Source organism: Salinimicrobium xinjiangense DSM 19287, from assembly GCF_000423585.1.
Lineage (GTDB): Bacteria > Bacteroidota > Bacteroidia > Flavobacteriales > Flavobacteriaceae > Salinimicrobium > Salinimicrobium xinjiangense.
Genome location: NZ_AUIG01000011.1, coordinates 72,976 through 96,476, shown reverse-complemented (window position 1 = coordinate 96,476; position 23,501 = coordinate 72,976). Strand labels below are relative to the sequence as shown.

The window sequence follows — 23,501 nt, the reverse complement described above, 5'->3', positions numbered from 1 at the left end:
TGAAGAGACTTTAAATTATTGACCTTGTCCACTTAGGTTAGCGCTTGTTAGGAAGTTCAATCCTCCAAATCCCGCGCACTTCATTTTCTGAATAGCCTACTGCCTTGTCCTGTGGATACAGCTTCAGGATCTTCTCTCTTACCTGCGGCTCGATGTCTTCAGGTTTGCCGTGGCATTGAAGGCACATGGTATTGGTGACTATGGGATAGTAGAAGCGGGTTTTGCCTTTTTCAGGAATCAATACCGGCTGCGGATCCTCTCCCGCCTTTATTTGTTCAGCGAAATAATCAACCAACTCTGCTTCCGCGGGAGTTGCTTCGTTCTGCGGATTACGGTTCTTGTCTGAAACCCTTTGCACAGTGGCGTTGTACTTTTCTTCCATGGAAGTAGTCAGCGGGATGGCCTCCACATTACAAAATTCCAGGGCGTGAAGAGTTCCTTCTTTCTGAATGGCTCCCATCAGGTTCTGGCCAAGCAGCTTTTTGGTTTCCGAGGCTATTTCCATGCCTTTATTGGCCGGATTTTGCTGCTGCATGCCCATTCCTCTGCCCATTCCCTGTCCCATACCTTGCCGCATTGGCCGACCTTGTTGCCGGTACATACCCTTGCCGGGACCTCCTTTCCAGTGTTCGGCGAACCATTCGGGTTCTTCGATCTGATATTCATATATGTATTCGGCAATCTTCTCTATGGCCCCGTCAGGATATTGCTGATAGGGCATTAATCCGAAACGTTTGATTGCACCGGGCATCTTTGAATACTCAATAGAAGGTTCATCTACGAAAGAGACTATTTGTTGCACAAACTCCTCCCTCGAGGGCTCTCCCATCAGGTAGTGCGCTTTTACTGCAGCCATTGGCGGACCAATCCTTCCTTCCATCATGGGTGCACTGGGGCTGTGGCAGGTATAGCAATAAGTTTCCATCAACTTTTTGCCGGGATGTTCCTGCTGTTTGGCCGTAAATCGAAATTCAGCTGTGTCCTGCCGTATGTATTCTGCTTTCCTATCCTGGCATCCCGCGAGGAAGAAAAGAGCAAAAACAGAAAAAAGAAGATTCTTCATAAGAATTGATTTAACAGGTTAATTTATAAAACTGCCGGTTCCCGAAAGATGCAATTCGTCATGTTCGGGAAATTTTCAGCTGTACTCCGGTAAAATCCTATGCTTTTGAGCGGGATTCCTTCACTTGTGGCTTTTCATTTTTTATTCCGAATTTCTTCAGAATATCTTCCATCAAACACCATTGTGTAAGGGAAGATTGTAATAAATTCACGCCTACGAAAGCTGTGAACCACAACCAGTTGATGTTTACATAAACTGCCAGTAAAAGGCTTATAAGGATAAATGTTCCGGCGATGCCGCGTATTATTCTGTTTAGCATGATAGTTAATTGTTAATGGTTAATAGTTATTAGTTAATTGTTAATTGATCATTGTTCATTGTTAGATCGATTGTTCTATGGGGACCACCACTGCACGCACAGGGTTATTGGTCTCCAGTTTATTATTGAATTCACGCACATGGCTGAAGAATTCGGTGATCTTCTCCTCATCTGTGAACGAGAAGAACATGGAGGATTCATTGCCTCCCTTTTCCCCCGGAAACCAGCTTTGTGTGGCCACCAGGTTATTTCCGTTCTTATAGCCATCGATCTCCGAAGAGCTGAAGGCTTCAATTTTTGCTTTTTTGAAGAGCTTTAGCACATCCTTCTGAAAGGCGGCTACGCTGGTTACTATTAGTAGTTTCATCTTGTAAATGTTTAAGGTCTAAGGATTAAGGTTTAATGTTGGTTTTCGGTGTTCGGTTTTCTGTTGTCGGTTCTCAGTTCTCGGTTCTCGGTTCGGTTCTCGGTTGTCGGTTCTCGGTTGTCTGTTCTCAGTTATCGGTTCTCGGTTAAAGGCTCGTCTTCGATCTCTTTTTTCGTTCTGCCCCGCCCTATCCCGAAGTGTCGGGAGGAGCCGAAAAAGGTATTGTGGCTTCTAGTATTTTTTAGTTCATTCCTTCGTAATTCTAACTTCGTACTTCGTTATACCCCCCGGCCCCTAAAGGGGGAGAAGGGTTTTTGGTTCCACCGGCAACTAACCACCAGCAACCGTTTAGAAAGCACTTCGATCCTTCGCTAAACTCAGGACAGGCTCGTCGCTCCCTGCAGTTGCTGGCTCAGTGTGACAATCGTATTGCAACCTAACTCACAACACGCAACCCGCAACCCGCAACTCGCAACCCACAATCCACAACCCACAACTGACAACTGACAACTCACAACTCTGTTCTATTCCACTTCTACCGGTTCTTTTTCTTCCACAACCTCCGGTTTCTCCTCCCTGTCTTCATACTTCTTTCTCTCGATCATGTAGTACACCAACGGCACTACCAGGAGCGTAAGGAAGGTTGAAACGATCGTTCCTCCCATCAGCGAGATAGCGAGTCCCTGGAAAATTGGGTCGAAGAGGATCACGAAGGCTCCGATCACTACCGTACCTGCGGTTAACAGGATTGGAGTTGTTCTTACGGCACCGGCTTCGATCACTGCCTGCTTCAACGGAATTCCGTCTTCGAGTCGGAGGTTCACAAAGTCAATGAGCAGCACCGAGTTCCGTACCATGATCCCGGCGAGCGCGATCATTCCTATAAAGGAAGTAGCGGTAAAGAAGGCGCCCATGATCCAGTGGCCCAGCACGATCCCGATCAGCGATAGCGGAATGGCTACCATCATCACAATAGGGGCTCTGAAGTTCTGGAACCAGCCCACGATGAGGATGTAAATGATCACGATCACTCCCAAAAATGCGATCCCAAGATCACGGAATACTTCTAAGGTGATCTGCCATTCTCCGTCCCATTTCACGGTATAGTCATCTTCATATTGCGGCTGACCCATATACAGGTCGCTGATCTCATATCCTGCAGGCAATTCAATCTGCTTTAGTTTGTCTTCCATTCCGAGGATGGCGTAAACCGGACTCTCCAGTTCTCCGGCCATATCGGCCAGTACATATACCACACGCTTCTGATTCTTGCGATAGATGCTCTTGTCCCTAATCACTTCCGTCGGCGTTACCAGGTCGGCAATGGGGATCATCTGTCCCTGTTGGGAAGCGATGTTTATCTGCATGATATCCTGAACAGAGGATTTTTCCTCCTCATCAAGTGCCAGGACAATACCTACCCGCTGGGTAGCTTCCTCGTCATACAGCTGCGTGATCGCTCTTTCTCCCAAAGCAGAATTCAGCGTGTACACGATCTGCTGAGGTGCGATTCCATAAAGCATCGCCTTTTCCTTATCGATCTCGAACTTGTATTCTTTCTGATCGGCTTCGACCATCCAGTCAATATCCACCACGTCTTCTGTGTTGTGAAGGATAGTCTGAATACTGTCTGCCAGCGCGATCTGTGTTTCATAATCAGGTCCGTAGACTTCCGCAACTATAGTTGATAATACCGGAGGTCCCGGCGGAACTTCTACCAGCTTGATATTTGCGCCGTATTTATCTCCTATTGCCTGAATATCCGGGCGCAATAGTTTTGCAATGTCGTGACTCTGCAGGCTTCGGTCGCCTTTAGGCAACAGGTTCACCTGAATATCGGCGGTGTTGCTCGCTCCGCGCAGGTCGTAGTGACGTACGAGTCCGTTGAAGGTGATAGGGGCAGAGGTGCCAATGTAGGTCTGGTAATTCACTACCTGTTCGCTTCCGCTTAGGTATTGACCTACTTCTTTGGTCACTACGGCTGTTCTCTCTAAAGTTGTTCCTTCGGGCATATCGATCACTACCTGAAATTCATTCTTGTTGTCAAAAGGCAGCATTTTCACGGCTACGTCTTTAGTAAAGAACAGGGCTACAGATCCTAATAAAAGGAAGGCGGTTAGACCCAAGAATCCCCAACGGATCTTCGGATTATCGATAAGCGGCTCCTCAAAGCGTTTGTAGACGCGATAGATCATCGAATCTTCAATTTTTTGAGCCTCTTTTACCGGTTTTCCTTTTTTCTCCTTTTCACGCAAAAAGATGAATCCGAGATACGGAGTAATGGTAAGTGCCACGAACAGTGACAGGATCATCGCGATAGAAGCTCCAATTGGCATCGGGCTCATATAGGGTCCCATCAATCCGCTTACGAAGGCCATCGGCAGTACCGATGCAATTACCGTAAAGGTCGCCAGGATAGTTGGGTTCCCCACCTCGTTGATGGCATATAGTGCAGCCTGTTTGAACGGCAGGCGTTTCATCTTGAAGTGCCGGTGCATGTTCTCGGCAATAATGATCGAGTCATCCACCACGATACCGGTTACGAAAACCAGGGCAAATAATGTGATCCTGTTCAGGGTGTAATCCAGCATGTAATAGCTGAGCAGCGTAAGGGCAAAGGTGATGGGTACCGAAAGGAATACTACCAGTCCGCCGCGCCATCCCATAGCCAGCATCACAACAAGAGTCACGGCTATGATCGCACCGATAAGGTGCAGCAATAATTCTCCTACTTTGTGCGATGCAGTTTCCCCGTAGTTTCGGGTCACTTCCACGTGCACATCTTCGGGTATAAGGTTCGTTTGCAGGTGTTCTACTTTTTCCAGGATCACATCGGCGATCTTCATCGCGTCGGCTCCCTTTCGCTTCGCTACAGATAGGGTGACCGCAGGATATTCCCCGGGATATTCCGAAGCATTTATTGCCTGTCCAAATCCAAAGTTCACATAGGAATCTGAGATCTCTGGCCCGTCCTGTACCGTTGCAATTTGCTTCAGGTATACCGGTTGCCCGTTATTGACGCCCACGATGAGGTTCTCCACATCTGCCGGAGATTCCAAAAAGCTTCCGGAGCTAACCAGAACTTCACTGTCGTTGCGGTCAAAACTTCCGGAGGAAAGCTGCTGATTCGAGGCTTTGATCTTTTCAGAAACCCCCAGCATATCAACTCCGCTGGCAGCCATCCGGTCCTTGTCGAGCACCACGCGCAGCTGCCTGTCACGGCCCCCAATGGTGTTCACAATAGAAACATCCTCCACCTTTTCGATCTCGTGCCGCAGCTCGTTGGCCATTTGCCGCAGCTGGTAATCATCATAATTTTCGCTCCACAGGGTAAGCCCCAGCACCGGAACATCGTCAATAGCCCGCGTCTTCACCAGCGGCTGAGTAACATTTGGCGGGAACTGGTCCATATTCTTCATGAGCTCGTTGTAGAGCTTCACATAGGAACGTTCAATATCCTCGCCCACGTAGAACTGCACGATCAACATCCCCTGTTCTTCCATGGAGGTAGAGTAGACGTACTCCACACCCGGAATATTGGAAACCATCTTTTCCAGGGGTTTGATAATGCGCTGTTCCACCTCGGTAGGGCTGGCTCCCGGGTAGCCTACAAAAATGTCGGCCATGGGCACGTCGATCTGCGGCTCTTCCTCGCGGGGAATTAAAAACGACGCGTACACACCCACGATCATGAACACGATCATGAGCAACACCGTCAGTTTTGAATTTATAAAGCCTTTGGCAATCTTGCCTGCTAATCCTTCTTTCATATTGTTTATGGTTGTTTGGGCGTTTCCCCACCTTCGCTTAAGCTTTGGCGGGGTCAGGCTTTCGGCGCTATCTCCCTTCCTGCGGTCGGGAGGATAACTGCCTCAATCCTTAACGCATCTTTACTCCTTTAAACTAACTTTTGCTCCGTTGAACAATTTTCCGTCTGCCGAAACTATATAGGCTTCATCAGGGTTAAGTCCGCTAAGAACTTCTACGCGGTCTCCGTACGTTCTTCCCAGTCTCAACCATCTCAGCATCGCGGTATTCTGCTGACTCACGGTATAAACTCCTTTCAGGTCACCGCGGGTAATGATGGCTTCAGCCGGGATCATTACAGCTTCAGTAGTATTTTCCTGCTTCTCTACCGGAAACCTCACCGTGGCATACATGCCCGATTTCAAATCGGCTTCAGTGTCTTCAAGAGCCACTTTCACCAGGTATTGTCCGCCGGTGTTGCTGGCCGAAGTACTTACCTCGGCAACAGTTCCCGGAACGGTCTGGTCAACAGACTTTACGATCACATCGACACTGGTTCCTGTTTCTATTTTGGAAATACTTGATTCCGGAACCCTCGCAGTCACCTCAAAGTTCCCCGGCGCCTCAATGGCTAAAAGTGGCTGACCAGGATTGGCCATGGTGCCTTCCTCGGCAAATTTGTTGGTGATCACTCCGCTAAAGGGAGCACGGATGTTCACATAAGCAAACTGTGAGTTCACCTCATTTCTCATTTGTTTGGCAGCTTCAAGTCTGGCCTGCGCCATCTCGAAACGTGCAGTCTGGTCGTCCATCTCCTTTTGGGAAGCCGACTGCTCTTCGTAAAGTGCCTTGAAGCGCTCGTAATCTTTTTGGGCGTTGTTGAAAGCGGCTTCAGCTTCGGTGATGCCGGCGTTTACCTGGGCACGCTTGGCCTGCAGATCAGAGTTATTAATGGAAACCAGCAGCTGTCCTTTGCTCACTTTGTCCCCCACGTTCACGTGGATGTCATCGACAAAGCCCATTAGGCGGGTGCTTAGGGTGGCGCTGTTTACCGCTTCAATTTGTCCGCTGGCAGTGAGAAAACGATCTCCCGCCCCCGAAGGTGTTTCCACCTGCACAGATACAACGGGACCTTCATTCACCGCCTGTTTTTTATCATCGCCTCCGCAGCTCGTCGCAAATAATCCCAGGGAAGCAATTATTGTTGTGTAAATCAATTTTTTCATTTTCTATGGTTTGTTGTTTGTTGTTTGTTGTTTTTGGTTTGTTGTTGTCGGTTGTCGGTTTTCAGTTCTCGGTTGTCGGTTCTCAGTTGTCGGTTCTCAGTTGTCGGTTCTCAGTTGTCGGTTCTCGGTTGTCGGTTCTCGGTTCTCGGTTAACTCACAACTGACAACTCACAACTGACAACTCACAACTGACAACTCACAACTGACAACTCACAACTGACAACTGCTAACTACTCAATACTACTCGTAAGGAATTCCAGATACGCCACCGCATAATTATATTCATATACCGTTTGGTAGTATTCCAATTGCTTTTCTGAATATTGTGTCTCGGCGCCTAACAGATCGGTTGTTTTTTCCAGGCCTTGCTCATAGCGATTGTTGCGTATTCGCAGGGCTTCTTTGGATTGCTCCAGGGCCAGTTGGGTGAGCTGCAGTTTGTTCTCTGCATCCTTCAATGCGCGGGTGGCGCGGTTAAGTTCCAGCTGACTCTGGTGTACGTGTTGTTCCAGTTCCAGTTCTGCCTGTTTGAATTCGGCTTTGGATTGCTGGGTTTTTCCAAAGCGTTTGCTTCCGTCAAAAATATCCCAGGTCAGAGAGACTCCGGCCATGTATCCGTTAGCGTCGCCCTGGAAAATCTCGTCATCATAGAGCTCATAACTTCCAAAGGCATTAAGCCTCGGCAAGAATGACAGCTGATCTGCCGTGTACATTTTCCTGCGTGCCTGTGCAGCCAGTTCCATGGCTTTGATATCGGCACGGTCGCCGGGAAGTTTAGGGGTGGTAACGGGATTCAGCTGTACGCTGAGGGAATCTTTTGGAATGAGCACCACGTCAATGGAATCGCCCATGAGGAACATGAGGTAATCGCTCGCATTCTTCACATTGCTCCTGGCGTACTGTAACTGGTTGTTCACCTCGGTCACGCGGACTTCCACTGCCAGCACATCAGAACGCTGCAGGTATCCCTGCTTAAAATTGTTCTCTGCAAGTCTAAGGTTGGCTTGAGCCGTTTCCAGCGCCTGCTCTAAAACAGTCACCGCTTTATGGGCGAGCTGCAGCTGCATATAGGCTTTTTCGGTTTCGAGTTTCATGTAATCCCCGGTGCGTTCACTCTGCAACCCGGTAGCTTCCATTTTGTTCTTCGCAGCGCCACGCTGCCAGAAGCCGTCGAGGTTAATAAGCGGCTGCTGAACTTCCACTTTGGTCGCGAAATTATCGATACGGTCGGGGTTATTCAGCCGGGCGGGATCGAAATCACTTTGGGTGACGCGCTCCTGGTTCAGTCTGGAACCAAAGGCCATGAGAGGATTATTAGTGGTCATCCCGGTGTGGGAGACGCTTATGTTAGGTAAAAAGACCGCGTTGGTCTGCCGGTACTGCGCCCGGGCTGCCAGGAACTCCTGTTGTGAGATCCTTAGCTGACTATTATTCTCCTGTACTCTTTCCAGGATCTCCCTTTTCCCAATTCGCACCGTCTCCTGCGCCTGCAGGAGAAAGCTAAATAACAGTATGGGAATAAGGGCAAGGGTTCTTGTTCTTTTCATCTCTTAAAATTTGTGAGACAAAAATACCCTTAGCATCTCCCGTTATCAGTAACATTTGTTACCTACAAGTGTAGCATTTGTTACAGAAGGGGTGGGGTTAATAAAAATTTTAAAGTACTTATTTACATTGCAGCCAAAAAAATATTCCAATGAGAAAAAACAAAGCTCGTACTAATCAGATTTTTTTAAAAATAGCTTAAATATTTATTCAAACATGGATGAAACATTCAAGAATCCTTTTACTGCTCGATCGGCATCTTATTTAAGAAAAATTTATTGCCACTTTTTCTGCAATTCTTCGAATGAGATATAAGTAGGGAAGAAGTTTATGATTGTTCTTCTGTGAAGGTAGAATAACCTTATTTTCTCTTGATTCTCTTAAATGAACCAACACATTTCTAATTCTTTCAATATTATTTTTAATTAATATTAAATCCCCCTCTTTTAGATTTTCAATGGCGTGTTCCCCTTTTAAAATTCTATTAATCTTTAATCCTCCTTCGAACTCGAGGTCTTTTGAAAAGAAATCTTTATTAACTTCAATTTCATTCTGAATATCCTTAATTGAGCAATTTTCAAGAATAGTTTTTTCGAGCTTAGTGGAATCATCCTTCTGCGAAAAGTGATCTTTTAATTCTTCAATTAAGGTTTTGGAGAAATAATCGGATTTGTCATAAATCTCAGGGTCATTCATAGTTTTCCGTATTTTGTCCTGAATTTTCTTATCCAAATAGTAATAAGAAGCATATTCGAGAACTTGGAAATAAAATATAAACTTTAGTCTAACATTCTCAGTTTGATTCGCCACCATAAAGGTGTCTAGAAGAGTTGAATCAATATTAGTCGAATTAATGGTCTTTGGGAAAGTATCAAATAATTCGTTTAGACACGGATTTTTATATTTCTCCTCTTCATATTCCTTAGCATGAATAACTATTTTGGGTGTCCCTCTATCAAAGAAGGACATATAAAAGTTTAAGGATTTTGATAGACCAACAAAATCAAAGTCAATAAGTTCAAAGTTGCCCGTTACGTAAAAGCTTGTGTTGATCGTTTCCTTGAAGAAATCTTTATAAAAATTATCCGTCAACAAATCTCGCAAAAACCGCAAATGTCTATAATCTGTTTGGCTTTCTGTTGAATTCTCTTTGAATGATTTCGCAATTAGTTTCAATGAATCTGAAAAACCGTCAAAAGAACAATAAAACTTTTCACCCTTGAATATGAAATCAAAACTTCTTGTGACTAGATTACTTTGCTTATCAATTGGGCCGTATATAAATTCTAATTCGGATTTGTTTTTATTAAAAAGAGCAACCAGTTGTTCAGGAAAGGTAATATGTTCCAAAGAACTTAATCTTTGACCCTTCTTTAAAACAAATGAAACCGATTTATCATTCCAAGGGTTTAAAATATGGAAAACATCATCTTTTATTTCAATTTCTATTTTAGGGTTGTTTTCTTTTAAAACTTTAAGATACTTGTTCATACTTTAAATTGGAATTATAGCTCTAGTTGTTACAAGTTGTAGAATGATGAGACATTTTTCTGAATTAGGGTCTAATTTACTTTTCTTTAAATTTTTAGATGCTTTTGTAAATCTATTAAAATTTTGTTAAGGTGCAGTTACGGGAAACCTCATTCTGGTGAATTAGTTAATTGGGGATTGGTTAATTGGTGATTTTTCAATTACCAATGATCAATAAACAATTGGCAGAAGGCGTTCGCGGCCTTTGCGGTTGAACTTTGCGGGCTTTGCAAGAAATTAGACGCTAGACTTTAGACGATAGACGGTAAACTGTAGTTGGATACTAAGATTTCTCAGTCGCTGAAAAAGCTCCTTCGAAATGACATTCATTCGAAATATCAAATTACAAGCACCAAATTCCAAAATAGGTTAATTAGAGAATAGTGATTAGGGATTGGTTGTTCTGCGAAGATCTGCGTGATCTGCGGGAAAAAAGTGATCAGTGGTCAGTGATCAGTGTTCAGGAAGAAAGATTTCTTTGCGCTCTTTGCGGTGGTGCTTTGGGGGCTTTGCGTGAAATTAGACGGTAGACTTTAGACGGTAGACGGTAGTTGAGATTTCTCAGTCGCGAAAAAGCTCCTTCGAAATGACATTTTCGGAGCCTTTTCTTTGTGCTCCTCTTTTTTGACTTTGTGAGCTTAGTGTGAAAATAGTCGTTAGTCGTTAGTCGGTAGTCGGTAGACGGAAGATGGGGAATAGTTGTTGACCTGCGGGAAACTTTTATTTATCGTTTATAAAAAATGTAATCGGTTACGATAGGATCAATTCCGCTTTGTCTTAGATCGGATATTATTTGCCCTTTATGATGGCTGAAATGATTAGCTATATGGAATAGAATTTCCTGGATCGAATTACTGAATTCGACTCCTTTCGAATTTGAATATGAGATGCTGTCTTTCAATTCCCGTTCCTCCAGTATTTTCAATGTTTCCTTGTAATTTTCATTATCAAATCGGGCACATTCGCGCAAGGAATGTACCTCATGTACACCCAATTCTTCTTTTCCCGTTATTCTTGCATTCCAGATTTGGTGCGCATTTATGGAATGGGAAAAGAGCGGGATAGTACGTTCAGGTAATTTAATTTCGTTCTTGAGCAGTTGTTCGGTCAGCTTCTGGTTAAAGTGATTGTGATATGCAAATATGTCCTTGAAAAATTCTTTCATGTTCATTCAGGTTTGTCATGGGAACTGAGAAAGGTTTCGATCTAAATCTGTTTTTTCATCTCAAATTACCCCCATTCCGGAAATTGAGTGGTGTCCAAATCTAAGGTCTTAATGAGTTCCATGTCCTGTTGAGAAAGCTCGAAATCGAAGATGTCGAGGTTTTCTCTCATGTGTGCTTTTTGGGAAGACCTTGGGATCGCCACGACCCCTCTTTGATAATGCCATCTTAGGCATACCTGTGCAATTGTCTTGTCATATTTTTTGCCGATTTTAGCAAGTACAGGGTTACTAAAGATGTTATTCCGACCTGCTGCAAACGGAGACCATGCCTCCATTTGTGTACTTGACTTTTTCAAGTATGGATAGAAATCTTTCCGCTGAAAGAAAACATGTGCTTCGATCTGATTGATGGCGGGATCAAATTTTGAGTAGGTTTTCAATTCCTCCAGGTCTTCCGGTAGAAAATTACTTACCCCAATAGCTTTTATTTTTCCGGCTTCATAAAGTTCCTCCATAGCTTTCCAGGAACCTTTTACGTCTCCTTTAGGACGATGTATTAGATATAGGTCCAGATAATCAACACCTAATTTTTTTATAGAGGTGGCAAAGGCCTGCTTTGTACTTTCATATCCTGCATCATCGACCCAGAGTTTGGAGGTGATGAACAGCTCCTTCCTGTCAATCCCGTTTTGCTTAATTCCTTCTCCAACAGCTTCTTCATTGCCGTAAATATGGGCAGTATCGATAAGCCGGTAGCCTACCGAAATAGCATCGGACACACTACGAATGGCAACATCGTCATTTAAAGTACTTGTACCAAATCCCAGAACCGGTATTTGTAGTCCGTTGTTCAGGGTAAATGTGGGTATTCCAATATTTTCCGGATGACTAAAGGCTCCAAACATTCTTGAAGTAACCGATCCTAAAACTACGGTCGCCAAAGCAGTCTTTCCCAATCCTTTCAAGAACTCCCGGCGGTTTAATCCATTTCCCTGATCTCCCATTTTATTTCTGTTGATGCTTCTGTAAATTTATTGTTTTTCATTGAACAATTAACAATTAGCAATAATCAATTAACAATGATAAAATAACAATAAAGAGAAGAATTATTAAGCAGCAATCACTGAGCACTAAGCACCAAGCACCAAATTCCAATGGGAGATTTGAAAATGTGATGATTTGAAGATTTGAAGATTTGAGAATGAGAAGAAGGAAATTCTAAACACCAAGCACCAAGCACCAAAATGGTTAATTGGTGATTGGTTAATTAGTTAATTGGGGAATGGTTGTTCTGCGAAGATCTGCGTGATCTGCGGGAAAAAAGTAATCAGTGGTCGGTGGTCAGAAAAATGCAAACAGCAAAACCGCACAGCCTTTCTTTGCGACCCGGAGATTTGAGGAACATTTTATATGGAGTCAGGGGTGGATTTTTCGAATTGTATTTCATCGTTTTCATCCATTTCGGGTTGGAACCATTTGAAATGACTAAACACTATTTTTCTTATATAATACATTAAAATAATTCCTCCTAACAGGATTGAGGAATAGATTGCTGTGATGACCAAAAAAATGTCGTAATCAGGATCATATTGATAAACCGATGTCAGTTCACGGAAGGAACCAAAAATGGTCATCGCGAACCAAATAATGCCCGGAAGAAAAAAGCGGCCATCGAATTTCCAAATATTAATTGCAATGTAAAATGATACAATCAGGGAAATGAAAAATCTTAAATCAAAAGAGACAATGAGGTCAAATGCTCCAAGTAATTCTATTAGAATAAAGAATATCCAGATTATTGACAGGATTAAATGCGTTCTTTTGAATTTGAGCCTTAATTCATAAGATGGTCTTGATGCCAGGATTTTTTTAAGAGATTGATCATCAATTATGTTTTTGAATTGATCATATAAATCAGCCTTTGAGATCCCCTGATTTAGCTTTTCATGAATCTCAGATTTTATATGCTTGTCTTTCATCTATGTAATGAATCAATTTTTAAATCCATTTCTATTCAAAATGAGTAATCCCAATTGATTTCCGGTTCCTTAGTAAATTTATTAAAATTTTGTTAAGGAGTAGTTACGGGTGCGTAGAATTTCCAAGCACCAAATTCCAATGGGAGACAAAATTCTTTGTGCTCTTCTTTTTGACTTTGTGGGCTTTGCGATCTCTGCGAGAAATTAGTAGGGAGACTTTAGACGGAGGAGGGCCAAATTCCAATTTGAGTTACAATTTCTTCGTGTTCTTACTTTTTCAGCTTAGTGGTCTTAGTGTGAAACCAAAAAGGAAATTCAAATAATTAAACATCAAATTCCAAGATAGGGTTGAAAAAAATATTAGTAGCTTAAACATAATGAGATTTCTCGTCGCCTCTTCTTTTTTCCAAAAGAAAAGGCTCTGTCGAAATGACATTTAAATTCAAAAATTCCAAGCATTTACCCGCCGGAGCCTTTTTAGGGGTAGGAGGGCCAAATTCCAAGGTCCGGTTGAAAAAATTATTAGTAGGTTAAACATCATGAGATTTCTCAGTCGCTGAAAAAGCTCCCCTGCCTGCCGGCAGGCAGGTTCGAAATGACAGAAATACGGAAAACAAAAAACCTTCCGCAGTGGGAAGGTTTCTATTTGCTTGTTGGCTATTGAACCGGCTTCAGAACTTAATTCCTCTTTTCTTCATTTCTTCCGCCAGTTTGCCTTCGATATTCCGGCAGTCACAGTTTTTCGCATGTTCAAGATGCCAGGAGATCCTTTGATCCATGCTGGGATTTTTGGGCATCTTATGTGCGGCATGCCATTCTTTGTTGATCTTTCCTCCCATGGGTTTAGGATTTTTTCAGTATATATCAGCTGAAAAGCTCATTTTACTGTGCCCTTATCTTCGCCAGCATATCTTTTCCATTCTGGTTATTGGGGTTCATCTCTATGGATTTCTCATAATTAGCAATGGCTTTCTCTTTTTGACGATCCATCATATAAGCCTCTCCCAAACTGTCATAGGTATTAAACGAATCGGGGAATTCGGCCACGTTGATCTTAAAGACTTCTATGGCCTCTTTGATCTTTCCGTTATTCAGCAGCTGATATCCCACCTGGTTCATTTCATCTTCTTTTAGACCAAAAGTGGCATCTTTCTTCAGCGTCTTGTATTTTGCAAGTCCGGCGTCCACGCCTTCTTTTGCGAATACCGGCATTAGCTCCATCGCAATGGATCTTTTTGGTATTTCGGCTGCTTCTCCGTGCAGGATGTTGTTGATGCCCACGGCTATGTCCCTCAGGTTTGTGCCCCCGGTGTTATTCAGCAGCACGATAAGATCGTCCTCCCGGGGCAGGCGAACGATTAAAGTATTAAAACCGTTGATGCCGCCCCCGTGAGCCACGATCGGCAAGCTGTCTCCCGACTTACCTACGGGTAAATTTGCTATTGACCATCCATAGCCGTAATGTGCGTCACCATCAACAATTTGCGGACTGAACATTAGTTCTTTGGAGTCATCAGAAAGTATCTTGTCCCCATATAAAGCCCGGCCCCATTTGTACAGGTCTTCGGCGGTAGAATACAGGGAACCTGCAGCATATGGGATAGACATGTCCAGGTAAGGTGCGTTTATATAATCATTGCCGCGCTTTTCATAGCCGGCGGCTCTGTTCTTCAATATAGTAGCATGATGATCATAGCCGGTGTCCTTCATGTCGAGGGGATCGAGGATCCTTTCCTGTAATACCTGCTCATAAGATTTTCCGGTTACCTCTTCTATAATATGCCCCAGAAGGAAATATCCGGAATTGTTATAGGAAAATTTTTCCCCCGGACTGAATTGCAGGGTAGAATCGGCAAAGGTCTTTACAAATTCCACAGGAGTGAAGGGATCCCGGCTTTGTTCCTGAAAGAACGCCGGAAAGGAAGTATAGCTTGGAATGCCCGAGCTGTGGTTGAGCAGGTGATGAATGGTCACCACATTTGCCGCGGGTCCGTTATATTCAGGTAAATATTTGGAAATAGGCTTGTCCAGTTCCAGTTTTCCCTCTTCGACAAGTTGCAGGATCAACACTGCCGTGAATTGCTTGGTGATAGAGCCAATCCGGTGTTTGGTATTCGGCCGGTTGGGAATATCATATTCCATATTGGCCATCCCAAAGCCTTCGGAAAAGACCACTTTGCCATCATCAGCCACCAAAGCAGAGCCGTTGAACTGACCGTACTCGTGATATTTATTCAGCAGATCTTTTATCTGTTGAGATTTTTCCTGGGCAAAGAGCATCCCGGTGCTAAGGAGCAGAATGGCTATGAGAAAGCCTTTTTTCTGCAGGGTGTGAATTGATTGTGTTATCATTTTTAAATGAATAATTGGTTACGTAGGAAAACGATCTGGGGAGGAGTTCTAAGTTATGGTAATTTTTTATAGGGGTAACTTCTTAATATTCAAAAAATAAACTTTTGTTCTTAACTTCAATTTTTCCTTCGGTCATTAAATATTGGTCTTTATTCATATTTGTTCATTTTTTTGCTGTGCATTCCTCTCCCTCCGGTCGTCGGATGCAGGCAAAACGATTTTTGATAGGTGTTTCCATTTTTGCTCCCGCAAATTGGAACCGTGCTCCCCCGGCTAAATTTTCTCCAAGGCTTCAAAAATTTTGATCCATTTTCGTAAGCCTGGTCCCGAGGCCTCGGGATTGGTTCTTTTTCATCAATGGAAATTAAAGATTCTCGAATTCCAAAAGAAAATAGAAAGCTATGAGTAAAAAGGACAGAAGCCATTTGCTTTTAAACAGAAGGTTAAACCTGATGAGATTTCTCGTCGCCTCTTCTTTTTTCAAAGAAAAGGCTCTGTCGAAATGACACACCAATTTGCGCTCTTTGCGATGGAGCTTTGCGGCGTGAACTTAAGGAAATTGCAATTTACAAGCACCAAATTCCAATTTGAGACAAATTGCTTTGTGCTCTTGTTTTTTGACTTCGTAGTCTTAGTGAGAAGTTTTATTACAATCGTGAGATGTCTCAGTCGCTGAAAAAGCTCCCCTGCCCTTCGGCAGGCAGGTTCGAAATGACATTTTAGAAACCTTATATTTATTTAAGTTTCAGGTTTTTTTCATTTGCGAGGCCAAAGCCAGTCCGGCGAATGTCTGTAGCAGACCAGTCGTGAAGTACAGGGGTTGTAGGAAATCTTTATAACCTATCCAGATCACCTGTCCAATTATCCAGCCCATGAGGATCAGGCCGAACACAGTTCCGAAAGCCGCGCGTTTTGTTTTCCTGTTAAAGGTGAGCCACATTCCCCAGACATTGGTTATTCCTATCAGCAAAAAAAGGACGATCCCCGGGATCAGGTAGTTTGGGAAGGGAGTGTTTTGCAGCCATTGCGCATCCAGTGCCAGGCTTTCTCCTGTCGGATCATCAATGAGCATATATCCGCCCAGCAAAGCACTCAGGCCATTAACCGCCTGAAGGCTTCCAAGAAGAATATTTAAAAACTTACCTTTTTGCATCCCCTTAATTTAATAAATATATCCGAGACAGAATTCTTTAAGCTCATTAGGTGAATCTTTTAAAAAATTCCAAGATACAAGTATTTACCCGCCGAAGCCTGGAAAGTGGAGGAGGGCCAAATTCCAGGTTCAAACGATTTTCTTTGTGCTCTTTCTTTTAGCTTTGTGGGCTTAGTGGGAAACTTTCTAGTGTTACGTATGCCGTAACTTTAATTGCTGCATCAGGCTGTGCGGAAGAATTAAAGGAAAAAGTTTTGTCCTGTTTTTCTTATTTTAACGTTTATTTCAAAAATTGGTCATGAACTTTAGAAAAGTCTTTTACTACTTCATCATTCTCATTAGCTGCATTGTTATAGTCGCCAGCCTGCTTTCTCTTGTCTATGACCTACCGTACTGGTATTCAAAAGTGCTGGATTTTCCACGGTTACAGTATTGGATTCTTGCTGCAATTTGCCTGCTTATCTTTGGTACCCTTACTACAAAATGGAAGTGGCCTTCGCTCTTGCTAGCTTCAGGTTTGATTGCTGCTATAGCCATACAATCTATCCGGATATTTCCCTATTGGTTTGGAAGTAAGACGGTTCCTGATGCCGTTGAAAATTTTTCCGAAGAAAATTCAGTCAGTATTTTGCTGTCAAACGTTTTAATAGATAACCGGGAATCGGCTGAACTTCTGAAAGCTGTTAGAGATTCAGATCCTGATATATTTTTAGCAATGGAAGTTGATCAATGGTGGGTGATCGAGCTGGAAACTCTAAAAGAGAATTATCCATTCTTCATGGAGGAGCCCAATGATCAGGCCTACGGAATGGCTTTGTATTCCAAACTTCCACTGAAGGAAAAGAAGGTGAAATACCTCAAGCATAAAAATGTCCCATCTTTTCATGCGAAGGTGGAAATGCTTTCAGGTAAGACTTTTATGCTTCACGCCGTTCATCCGGTTGCCCCAATGCCCAGTGAGGAGTATCCCGACAATGTTGGAGAAGCAGAAGTGGCTCTGCTAAAGGTGGGGGATCTTGTTGCCAGTGAAAATGTCCCATCTTTAGTGGCAGGAGACTTTAATGATGTCTCCTGGTCTCAAACAGCAAGGCTCTTTGAACAGTCGGGTGATCTACGGAATGTGCGGATAGGACGGGGGCTGTACAATAGTTTTGACGCAACTTCTATGGTGATGAGGTGGCCGCTTGACCATTTCTTCGTGACTAAAGAATTTTTTGTTGCAGATTTGAAGAAATTACGAAAGGTAGGGTCTGACCATTTTCCTGTTTATGCGAAGTTTGTTATGAGAGAGTAAAATTTTACCAATTCCAAGCACCAGGCATCAAAATGGTTAATGGTGATTAGTTAATTAGTGAATTGGGAAATGCTTGTTCTGCGAAGATCTGCGGGAAACCCTTTAAAGGTATAATGTATATTGAATATTGTACAATGTAAAAGCTAAAGAGAGCGAATTTAAGATGTGGGATTTGAGAGTTTGAAGATGAAAGGAAAATAGTAATCAGTGGTCGGTGGTCAGAAAAATGGTATCAGCGAATGTTTTGCAACTCAGAACGTGCATTTAGGAGAAATTAAAAATTATCTGTGGCATCCGTGGCTTTTTTCAATTACCAATGATCAATTAACAATGAACAGGATTTCTTAGCGAGAAATTTTCATTGCACATGATGAGATTTCTCAGTCGCTGAAAAAGCTCCCCTGCCCTTCGGCAGGCAGGTTCGAAATGACAAACTGCAAAGAAATTGGCTGTTATTTTTAGATCTAAAAAACCTCGTAGTACCTCATTAGAACCAGCACCACTCCAAGAAGAAAAATAGAAGTAAAAATTTCCTTGTTGTACTTCGCCAGCCACTCAGGTAAAAAGATGTCAAAATTTGCCTTTTCTGAATCTGAGTATTTCCGCGCCATAATAGTAAGCGGACAGAACATCTTAAAGATCAGCAGGACAAAACCTTCTCCCAGCACCAGCCCAATTGAAATCCAGGTGAGGGTGGTAATGTTGTCGGTAATTCCCGAGTAGACAACATAGAAAATGACAGCCACAAAGAACACCCACACCAGGGTGTGCAGGAGTTTGATCGCCAGGAGCTTTTTTTGAATTTCCATAGCTCAGCAGGTAAAAGGCAGTTGACAAAAACAATTACCAGGCAACAGCCGGAACATTATTTCCTTTTAATAAATAAATATTAGCAATGATTGCAGTGAGCAACATGACAAAATCCTGATACACTCCGAAGTTAACAGCAGCAAAAGTTCCTATTAGCGCCCAAATAGTTGGGATGATCAAAAGGTATCGTGGAAATTTGCTGTTGGTAAGCATGAAGAATCCGAAGGTTAGGATGGTGGTAGGGCAGGGTAATCCGAGCGAGATCGTCGTGCTGAATTTAGCTCCAAGGAGGTAACCAATCAGCGGGTAAATGATCAGCCCAAAAAGAATAAAAAAGTATCCAAGAAAAATTTTTGGTTTTCTTTGGAAGCTAAATTCCAGGTTGTTTCTGAACATCTCCCCCACAAAAAATAATCCCTGAAGAATAAACAGGATCCCAAAACCATACGCGGCTTTGTTGATAGAAGTGAAGAAGCCGAAATGGTAAACCATCCCTATCCAGAGCCATAAAAATCCAAGAAAGCCGGTGATGAAGTAATTGCTATAATTTCTTCGGGTATGAATAAGGATAATGGCCAGAATGCCTAATCCAATAAAAATAAATTGAGCCGGAAATACTGAGGTATTGTATTTCTCGAATACCTCAAAAAATTGTTCTATAGTAAACGGAGTTTCCATATTCCATTGTTATCATCATACTCCTTTGGCTATTGCAATGCCTGTTAAATTTACAGCATTTTTCCTGAAAAGGAATTTGAAAATGAGGGAAAAAATTCCAAGCACCAGGCACCAAAATGGTTAATGGTGATTAGTAACTAGTGAATTGGGAAATGCTTGTTCTGCGAAGATCTGCGTGATCTGGGGGGGAAAAAGTGATCAGTGGTCAGTGTTCAGTATTCAGAAAAAAAAGATCTCTTTGCGCTCTTTGCGGTGGAGCTCTGCGCCCTTGCGAGAAACCTTTTAATTGGATATTGTATATCGAATATTTTATATTGAATAATTTTTTCAGCTAATTAGATAGAATTCAAGTGACTGCAAAAAGAGTTACAATTTCTTTGTGCTCTTAATTTTTTTGGCTTAGTGCTCTTAGTGTGAACCTTATGGAAAATTCCGAATTACAAGCCATTGTTGTCCGATGAAAACAGAAGGAACCTCTGAAAAAGCCCGCTAATGCTGATCAGAGATCTTATCTATCAGTCTGAGGGGGGGTGGTCTTTAGTTCTTTGAATTTCAAATATTCTACCAATGAAGATATATTTTCACAACATTGAATTTCAATATCTTATGAAAAAGTCTTGGTTCTAGATTCTAGAAGTGGAGCGGTCTCGATTCTTTTTCCGGACAACAATGATTACAAGCACCAAATTCCAATTGAGACAAAACTTTTCGCTCTTTCTTTTTAGCTCTGCGCCCTTGCGAGAAACCTTTTAATTGGATATTGTATATCGAATATTTTATATTGAATATTTTATATTGAATAATTTTTTCAGCTAATTAGATAGGATTCAAGTGACTGCAAAAAGAGTTACAATTTCTTTGTGCTCTTAATTTTTGACTTCCTTGCTTTGTGTGGAATTTTATTGCTGAATAAAATCCCTCTCTAATAAAGAATAGATCTCAGTATCTAAAAACCTTCCGTTGTAATTATAATTCTCCCTGAAGAAAGCCTCCTTCAAAAACCCCATTTTTAAGAGTAATTCCCGGGAGGTGGTATTGGCGGGGTTGATATTGGCTTCGATGCTGTGAAGCCCCAGGTCCTTAAATCCAAAAGAGATCACCGCACGCATGGCTTCTTTCATATAGCCCCGGCCCCAGTAGTCGGGCTTTAACGTATATCCTATCTCTGCCCGAAAGTTGGTCCTGTCGATCTTTCGCAGGATGATATCCCCTAAATAATTTCCGGTTTCAGCGGCTGTGATGTCCCAGAAGAATCCGGTTTTCTGTTCGTAGCTCTCAAGGTTCCTGGCGATAAAGGCTTCCGAAGCTTTTATATCCTCATGCCGGTCTGAATCCATATACAGCATCACCTGCTCATTGGAACGCATTTGTTGCAGGTGAGGCGCATCCTTCAGCTCCTGTTTCCGAAGCAGGAGTCTCTCAGTTTTCAGCTGCGGAAATTCCTCAAAGTATTTCTCATTGATCATAACAAAAGCTAAGATAGCATTTGCTGCTGTATAAAGAACGGCGGAAGCTTTCTGAAGCCCGAGTGAGCATTGCACCAAAAATAATTTTTATCAATATCTTAGGCCACAGTATAAAAATACAAGGTCCTATGCGATTCCCTCTTTTGTTATTATTAAGTTTTTTGTCCCTGTTTTACATCCCTGCCGCTGCACAGCAGGATTATTTCTTTCCGGATAAATCTAATTTTGATCCCAATATCCCCACACCCGAAGAATTTTTGGGCTACGGAATCGGCGATTTCCATACCCGTCATGACCGACTCGTTGCCTATTTCTATGAACTCGCAGAGAAGTCAGACAAGGTGCATATTCAGGAAATAGGAAAGACCTATGAGCAAAGGCCTATGATCGTTGCGACCATTACGGCGAAGGGAAATTATGATGATCTCGAAAATATAAGACAGGAGCATTTGCGGCTGACAGATCCCGCGGCTTCCATCTCTTCATTTGAGGAGATGCCCGTGATCATTCAGCTTGGCTATAACGTCCACGGAAATGAACCTTCCAGCAGTGAAGCAGCCATGCTCACCGCCTGGTATCTTACTGCTTCACAGGAGCCGGAAGTGCTGGAATACCTGGAGAAAGCGGTGATCTTTATAGAGCCCGTTCTTAATCCGGACGGAAGGGACCGCCACACCACCTGGGCCAATATGCACCGCGGATTCCCGCCGGTTGCCGATCCGCTGGACAGGGAACACAACGAAGCCTGGCCGGGCGGAAGGGTGAATCACTACTGGTTCGACCTTAACCGCGACTGGCTTCCCCTGGTCCATGTGGAAAGCAAGGCCCGGCTTAATTTTTACCATAAGTGGTATCCCAATGTGGTGACCGATTTCCACGAGATGGGCACCAACAGCACTTATTTCTTTGAACCTACCAAACCTCATGGATCCGAAAATCCTATTATTCCGAGGGAGAATTACGATCAGTTGAACAATCTGCTGGCACCTTATTTTGCAGATGCCATGGATGAGATTGGGTCCCTGTATTTCACTAAAGAGGTGTTTGATAATTCTTATCCGGGTTACGGTTCGACCTATCCCGATATCCAGGGCGGACTGGGGCTGGTCTTTGAACAAGCCAGTTCCCGCGGACATCTGCAGGAAAGTATTCACGGCGAGGTTTCCTTTGCCTTCACCATTCGTAATCATTTGGTGAACAGCCTGGCAACCCTTAAGGCCACGGTGGAGAATAAGGACATTTTCCTGCGTCATCAGAAAGATTTCTTTGAATCGGCAATGGAGCAGGCGCGGAATAATTCCGCAAAGGGATATGTGTTTTCGGATGGAGGAGACCCAAACCGGGCAAAGGCTTTCATGGACCTGCTGTTAAGACATAAGATCAGGGTATATGAAGCAGGTGGGAATGTGAAGTCTGGCAGGGAGAACTTTTCCGCGGCAAATTCCTTTATAGTGCCCGGGGAGCAGCCGCAGTTCAGGATGGTGGCCACCATGTTTGACACTGTGACCAAATTCCATGACAGCCTGTTCTACGATACAACCGCCTGGTCTATGGTGCACGCTTATGGCCTGCCGTCTTCACCGCTGAATTCACGACAGCTTCGGAATTCGAACCTTGGGCAGCAAATCGATTCCACTTTTCTAAAGGCTGAAGAGTTTCCGGTTGAAAAGAGCAATTATGCCTACATTTTTAACTGGGAAAGTTATAATGCCCCGGCGGTGCTTCAGGAGCTTCTGAAGCATGACCTTATCACCAAAACCGCATTTAAACCCCTTAGTTTACAAACGCAAAATGGAGTTGAGGAATTCAGTTACGGAAGTATTTTAGTTCCGGTGGCCATGCAAAAGATGCCTTCAGCAGAAATTCATGAACTACTGCAAAGACTGGCTGCGGAACATCAGATTTCCATAGAAGCCGTAAGCAGCGGACTCAGCAGCACCGGAATAGACCTGGGCAGCGGAAATTTCGAAAAAATTGAAAAGCCGAAGCCTTTAATGCTTATTGGCGAAGGAGTTTCCTTATATGAAGCCGGAGAAGTATGGCACCTGCTGGACAGCAAATTGAATATGCCGCTTCCAAAAGTGGATTTGCTGGATTTTAACCGCATAAAGCTTCAGGATTACAACGAGCTGATCATGGTCAACGGAAGTTACGGTCTGCTTAAAGACAAAGATGTAGATAAGATCAAAAGTTGGGTAGAGCAGGGAGGAACGCTGATTGTTCAGAAAGGTGCCGTGAAATGGGCTGCCGAAAAAGGCCTGCTTCCCGAAGATCTTATCATCAAAAAGGACAGCCTTGCAAAGGAGGAAATGAAAGGGCAACGCTTTGATTTTGCCAGTGCAGCCGAAAGAGAAGGTCCTAAATTAATCGGAGGATCCATTTACAGAACAGATCTTGATAACAGTCATCCGCTCGGCTTTGGGTATAGAGACAGGGAGCTCATGGTCTACCGCAACAGTAACCTTTTTGTGAATCCGGCAGAAAATCCGTACAGCACCGTGGCGGTCTATAAAGAAGATCCGTTGGTAAGTGGATATGTTTCAGAAGAGAACCTTGAGAAACTTCCGGGTACAGCTTCTATTTTCGTTCACGGACTGGGAGCAGGAAGGGTGATCTCTTTTGTGGATAATCCTAATTTCCGCGGAACCTGGTTTGGTACCAATAAGCTGTTTTTTAACGCGCTCTTTTTTGGACCGCTTATCGATGTTCCTAATTTAGTGGAGTAAAGAATATATATTTTTTCAAAGCAAAGGGAATCCATAAGCCTTCAATAATAAGGAGCTTCAAAAATGACATTTTTGGAGCTC

Annotated in this window: 18 protein-coding genes; 2 read left to right on the top strand and 16 right to left on the bottom strand. The window is 43.3% G+C overall.

Annotated features, from left to right (window positions below; translation table 11 throughout):
- Positions 1-37 precede the first annotated feature (37 nt).
- The 13 genes from G564_RS0104985 to G564_RS19820 all read right to left on the bottom strand — a co-directional run bounded on the left by G564_RS0104985 (position 38) and on the right by G564_RS19820 (position 16,446).
- The gene (locus tag G564_RS0104985) at positions 38-1,063 is read right to left on the bottom strand and encodes a c-type heme family protein (RefSeq protein ID WP_029036689.1); all 1,026 of its coding nucleotides are present in this window, start codon (positions 1,061-1,063) and stop codon (positions 38-40) included.
- A 97-nt stretch (positions 1,064-1,160) separates the two neighbouring features.
- Positions 1,161-1,382, bottom strand: a complete 222-nt coding sequence (locus G564_RS18610; RefSeq protein ID WP_037373525.1) for a YgaP family membrane protein — start codon at positions 1,380-1,382, stop codon at positions 1,161-1,163.
- A gap of 61 nt (positions 1,383-1,443) precedes the next feature.
- Positions 1,444-1,749 (bottom strand): hypothetical protein, encoded by a 306-nt coding sequence (locus G564_RS0104975; RefSeq protein WP_029036688.1) that lies wholly within the window; start codon positions 1,747-1,749, stop codon positions 1,444-1,446.
- A 524-nt stretch (positions 1,750-2,273) separates the two neighbouring features.
- Complete coding sequence (locus G564_RS0104970) at positions 2,274-5,519, bottom strand: efflux RND transporter permease subunit (RefSeq protein ID WP_029036687.1); 3,246 nt, start codon at positions 5,517-5,519, stop codon at positions 2,274-2,276.
- Positions 5,520-5,639: 120 nt separating this feature from the next.
- Positions 5,640-6,722 (bottom strand): efflux RND transporter periplasmic adaptor subunit, encoded by a 1,083-nt coding sequence (locus G564_RS0104965; RefSeq protein ID WP_029036686.1) that lies wholly within the window; start codon positions 6,720-6,722, stop codon positions 5,640-5,642.
- A gap of 230 nt (positions 6,723-6,952) precedes the next feature.
- Positions 6,953-8,269: a TolC family protein gene (locus G564_RS0104960; protein WP_029036685.1), complete on the bottom strand. Its 1,317-nt coding sequence runs from the start codon at positions 8,267-8,269 to the stop codon at positions 6,953-6,955.
- Between the two features lie 262 nt (positions 8,270-8,531).
- On the bottom strand, positions 8,532-9,758 hold the full coding sequence (locus G564_RS0104955) for a hypothetical protein (RefSeq protein ID WP_029036684.1): 1,227 nt from the start codon (positions 9,756-9,758) through the stop codon (positions 8,532-8,534).
- 763 nt (positions 9,759-10,521) lie between these two features.
- Complete coding sequence (locus G564_RS0104950; RefSeq protein WP_029036683.1) at positions 10,522-10,962, bottom strand: DinB family protein; 441 nt, start codon at positions 10,960-10,962, stop codon at positions 10,522-10,524.
- Positions 10,963-11,027: 65 nt separating this feature from the next.
- Positions 11,028-11,966 (bottom strand): aldo/keto reductase, encoded by a 939-nt coding sequence (locus G564_RS0104945; RefSeq protein WP_029036682.1) that lies wholly within the window; start codon positions 11,964-11,966, stop codon positions 11,028-11,030.
- Between the two features lie 402 nt (positions 11,967-12,368).
- Positions 12,369-12,941: a hypothetical protein gene (locus G564_RS0104940; protein ID WP_029036681.1), complete on the bottom strand. Its 573-nt coding sequence runs from the start codon at positions 12,939-12,941 to the stop codon at positions 12,369-12,371.
- A 671-nt stretch (positions 12,942-13,612) separates the two neighbouring features.
- Entirely contained in the window at positions 13,613-13,780 is a 168-nt protein-coding gene (locus G564_RS20460; protein ID WP_169578109.1) for a hypothetical protein, read from the bottom strand.
- A 43-nt stretch (positions 13,781-13,823) separates the two neighbouring features.
- Complete coding sequence (locus G564_RS0104925) at positions 13,824-15,293, bottom strand: serine hydrolase (RefSeq protein WP_245583658.1); 1,470 nt, start codon at positions 15,291-15,293, stop codon at positions 13,824-13,826.
- A 745-nt stretch (positions 15,294-16,038) separates the two neighbouring features.
- Positions 16,039-16,446: a hypothetical protein gene (locus tag G564_RS19820; protein WP_051205313.1), complete on the bottom strand. Its 408-nt coding sequence runs from the start codon at positions 16,444-16,446 to the stop codon at positions 16,039-16,041.
- Between the two features lie 298 nt (positions 16,447-16,744).
- Between G564_RS19820 and G564_RS0104910 the strand changes: the two genes are divergently transcribed.
- Complete coding sequence (locus tag G564_RS0104910; RefSeq protein WP_029036678.1) at positions 16,745-17,740, top strand: endonuclease/exonuclease/phosphatase family protein; 996 nt, start codon at positions 16,745-16,747, stop codon at positions 17,738-17,740.
- Between the two features lie 464 nt (positions 17,741-18,204).
- Here the strand turns inward: G564_RS0104910 and G564_RS0104900 are convergent, their stop codons facing one another.
- From G564_RS0104900 to G564_RS0104885, 3 genes are all read right to left on the bottom strand, one after another.
- Complete coding sequence (locus G564_RS0104900) at positions 18,205-18,549, bottom strand: hypothetical protein (protein WP_029036677.1); 345 nt, start codon at positions 18,547-18,549, stop codon at positions 18,205-18,207.
- Positions 18,550-18,583: 34 nt separating this feature from the next.
- A complete protein-coding gene (locus G564_RS0104895) occupies positions 18,584-19,228 on the bottom strand; it encodes a DUF6064 family protein (protein ID WP_029036676.1) in 645 nt (214 codons plus the stop codon).
- A gap of 899 nt (positions 19,229-20,127) precedes the next feature.
- Positions 20,128-20,769, bottom strand: coding sequence for a GNAT family N-acetyltransferase (locus G564_RS0104885; RefSeq protein ID WP_245583657.1), 642 nt, complete (start codon positions 20,767-20,769; stop codon positions 20,128-20,130).
- A 53-nt stretch (positions 20,770-20,822) separates the two neighbouring features.
- On the opposite strand from G564_RS0104885, the gene G564_RS0104880 reads away from it, so the two are divergent.
- A complete protein-coding gene (locus G564_RS0104880; protein WP_037373523.1) occupies positions 20,823-23,420 on the top strand; it encodes a M14 metallopeptidase family protein in 2,598 nt (865 codons plus the stop codon).
- Positions 23,421-23,501: the final 81 nt, after the last annotated feature.

Excerpts from the sequence above, each read along its gene's own strand:
- G564_RS0104985 (WP_029036689.1), bottom strand. The coding sequence starts at position 1,063 with ATGAAGAATCTTCTTTTTTCTGTTTTTGCTCTTTTCTTCCTCGCGGGA.
- G564_RS18610 (WP_037373525.1), bottom strand. The coding sequence starts at position 1,382 with ATGCTAAACAGAATAATACGCGGCATCGCCGGAACATTTATCCTTATA.
- G564_RS0104975 (WP_029036688.1), bottom strand. The coding sequence starts at position 1,749 with ATGAAACTACTAATAGTAACCAGCGTAGCCGCCTTTCAGAAGGATGTG.
- G564_RS0104970 (WP_029036687.1), bottom strand. The coding sequence starts at position 5,519 with ATGAAAGAAGGATTAGCAGGCAAGATTGCCAAAGGCTTTATAAATTCA.
- G564_RS0104965 (WP_029036686.1), bottom strand. The coding sequence starts at position 6,722 with ATGAAAAAATTGATTTACACAACAATAATTGCTTCCCTGGGATTATTT.
- G564_RS0104960 (WP_029036685.1), bottom strand. The coding sequence starts at position 8,269 with ATGAAAAGAACAAGAACCCTTGCCCTTATTCCCATACTGTTATTTAGC.
- G564_RS0104955 (WP_029036684.1), bottom strand. The coding sequence starts at position 9,758 with ATGAACAAGTATCTTAAAGTTTTAAAAGAAAACAACCCTAAAATAGAA.
- G564_RS0104950 (WP_029036683.1), bottom strand. The coding sequence starts at position 10,962 with ATGAAAGAATTTTTCAAGGACATATTTGCATATCACAATCACTTTAAC.
- G564_RS0104945 (WP_029036682.1), bottom strand. The coding sequence starts at position 11,966 with ATGGGAGATCAGGGAAATGGATTAAACCGCCGGGAGTTCTTGAAAGGA.
- G564_RS0104940 (WP_029036681.1), bottom strand. The coding sequence starts at position 12,941 with ATGAAAGACAAGCATATAAAATCTGAGATTCATGAAAAGCTAAATCAG.
- G564_RS20460 (WP_169578109.1), bottom strand. The coding sequence starts at position 13,780 with ATGGGAGGAAAGATCAACAAAGAATGGCATGCCGCACATAAGATGCCC.
- G564_RS0104925 (WP_245583658.1), bottom strand. The coding sequence starts at position 15,293 with ATGATAACACAATCAATTCACACCCTGCAGAAAAAAGGCTTTCTCATA.
- G564_RS19820 (WP_051205313.1), bottom strand. The coding sequence starts at position 16,446 with ATGCAAAAAGGTAAGTTTTTAAATATTCTTCTTGGAAGCCTTCAGGCG.
- G564_RS0104910 (WP_029036678.1), top strand. The coding sequence starts at position 16,745 with ATGAACTTTAGAAAAGTCTTTTACTACTTCATCATTCTCATTAGCTGC.
- G564_RS0104900 (WP_029036677.1), bottom strand. The coding sequence starts at position 18,549 with ATGGAAATTCAAAAAAAGCTCCTGGCGATCAAACTCCTGCACACCCTG.
- G564_RS0104895 (WP_029036676.1), bottom strand. The coding sequence starts at position 19,228 with ATGGAAACTCCGTTTACTATAGAACAATTTTTTGAGGTATTCGAGAAA.
- G564_RS0104880 (WP_037373523.1), top strand. The coding sequence starts at position 20,823 with ATGCGATTCCCTCTTTTGTTATTATTAAGTTTTTTGTCCCTGTTTTAC.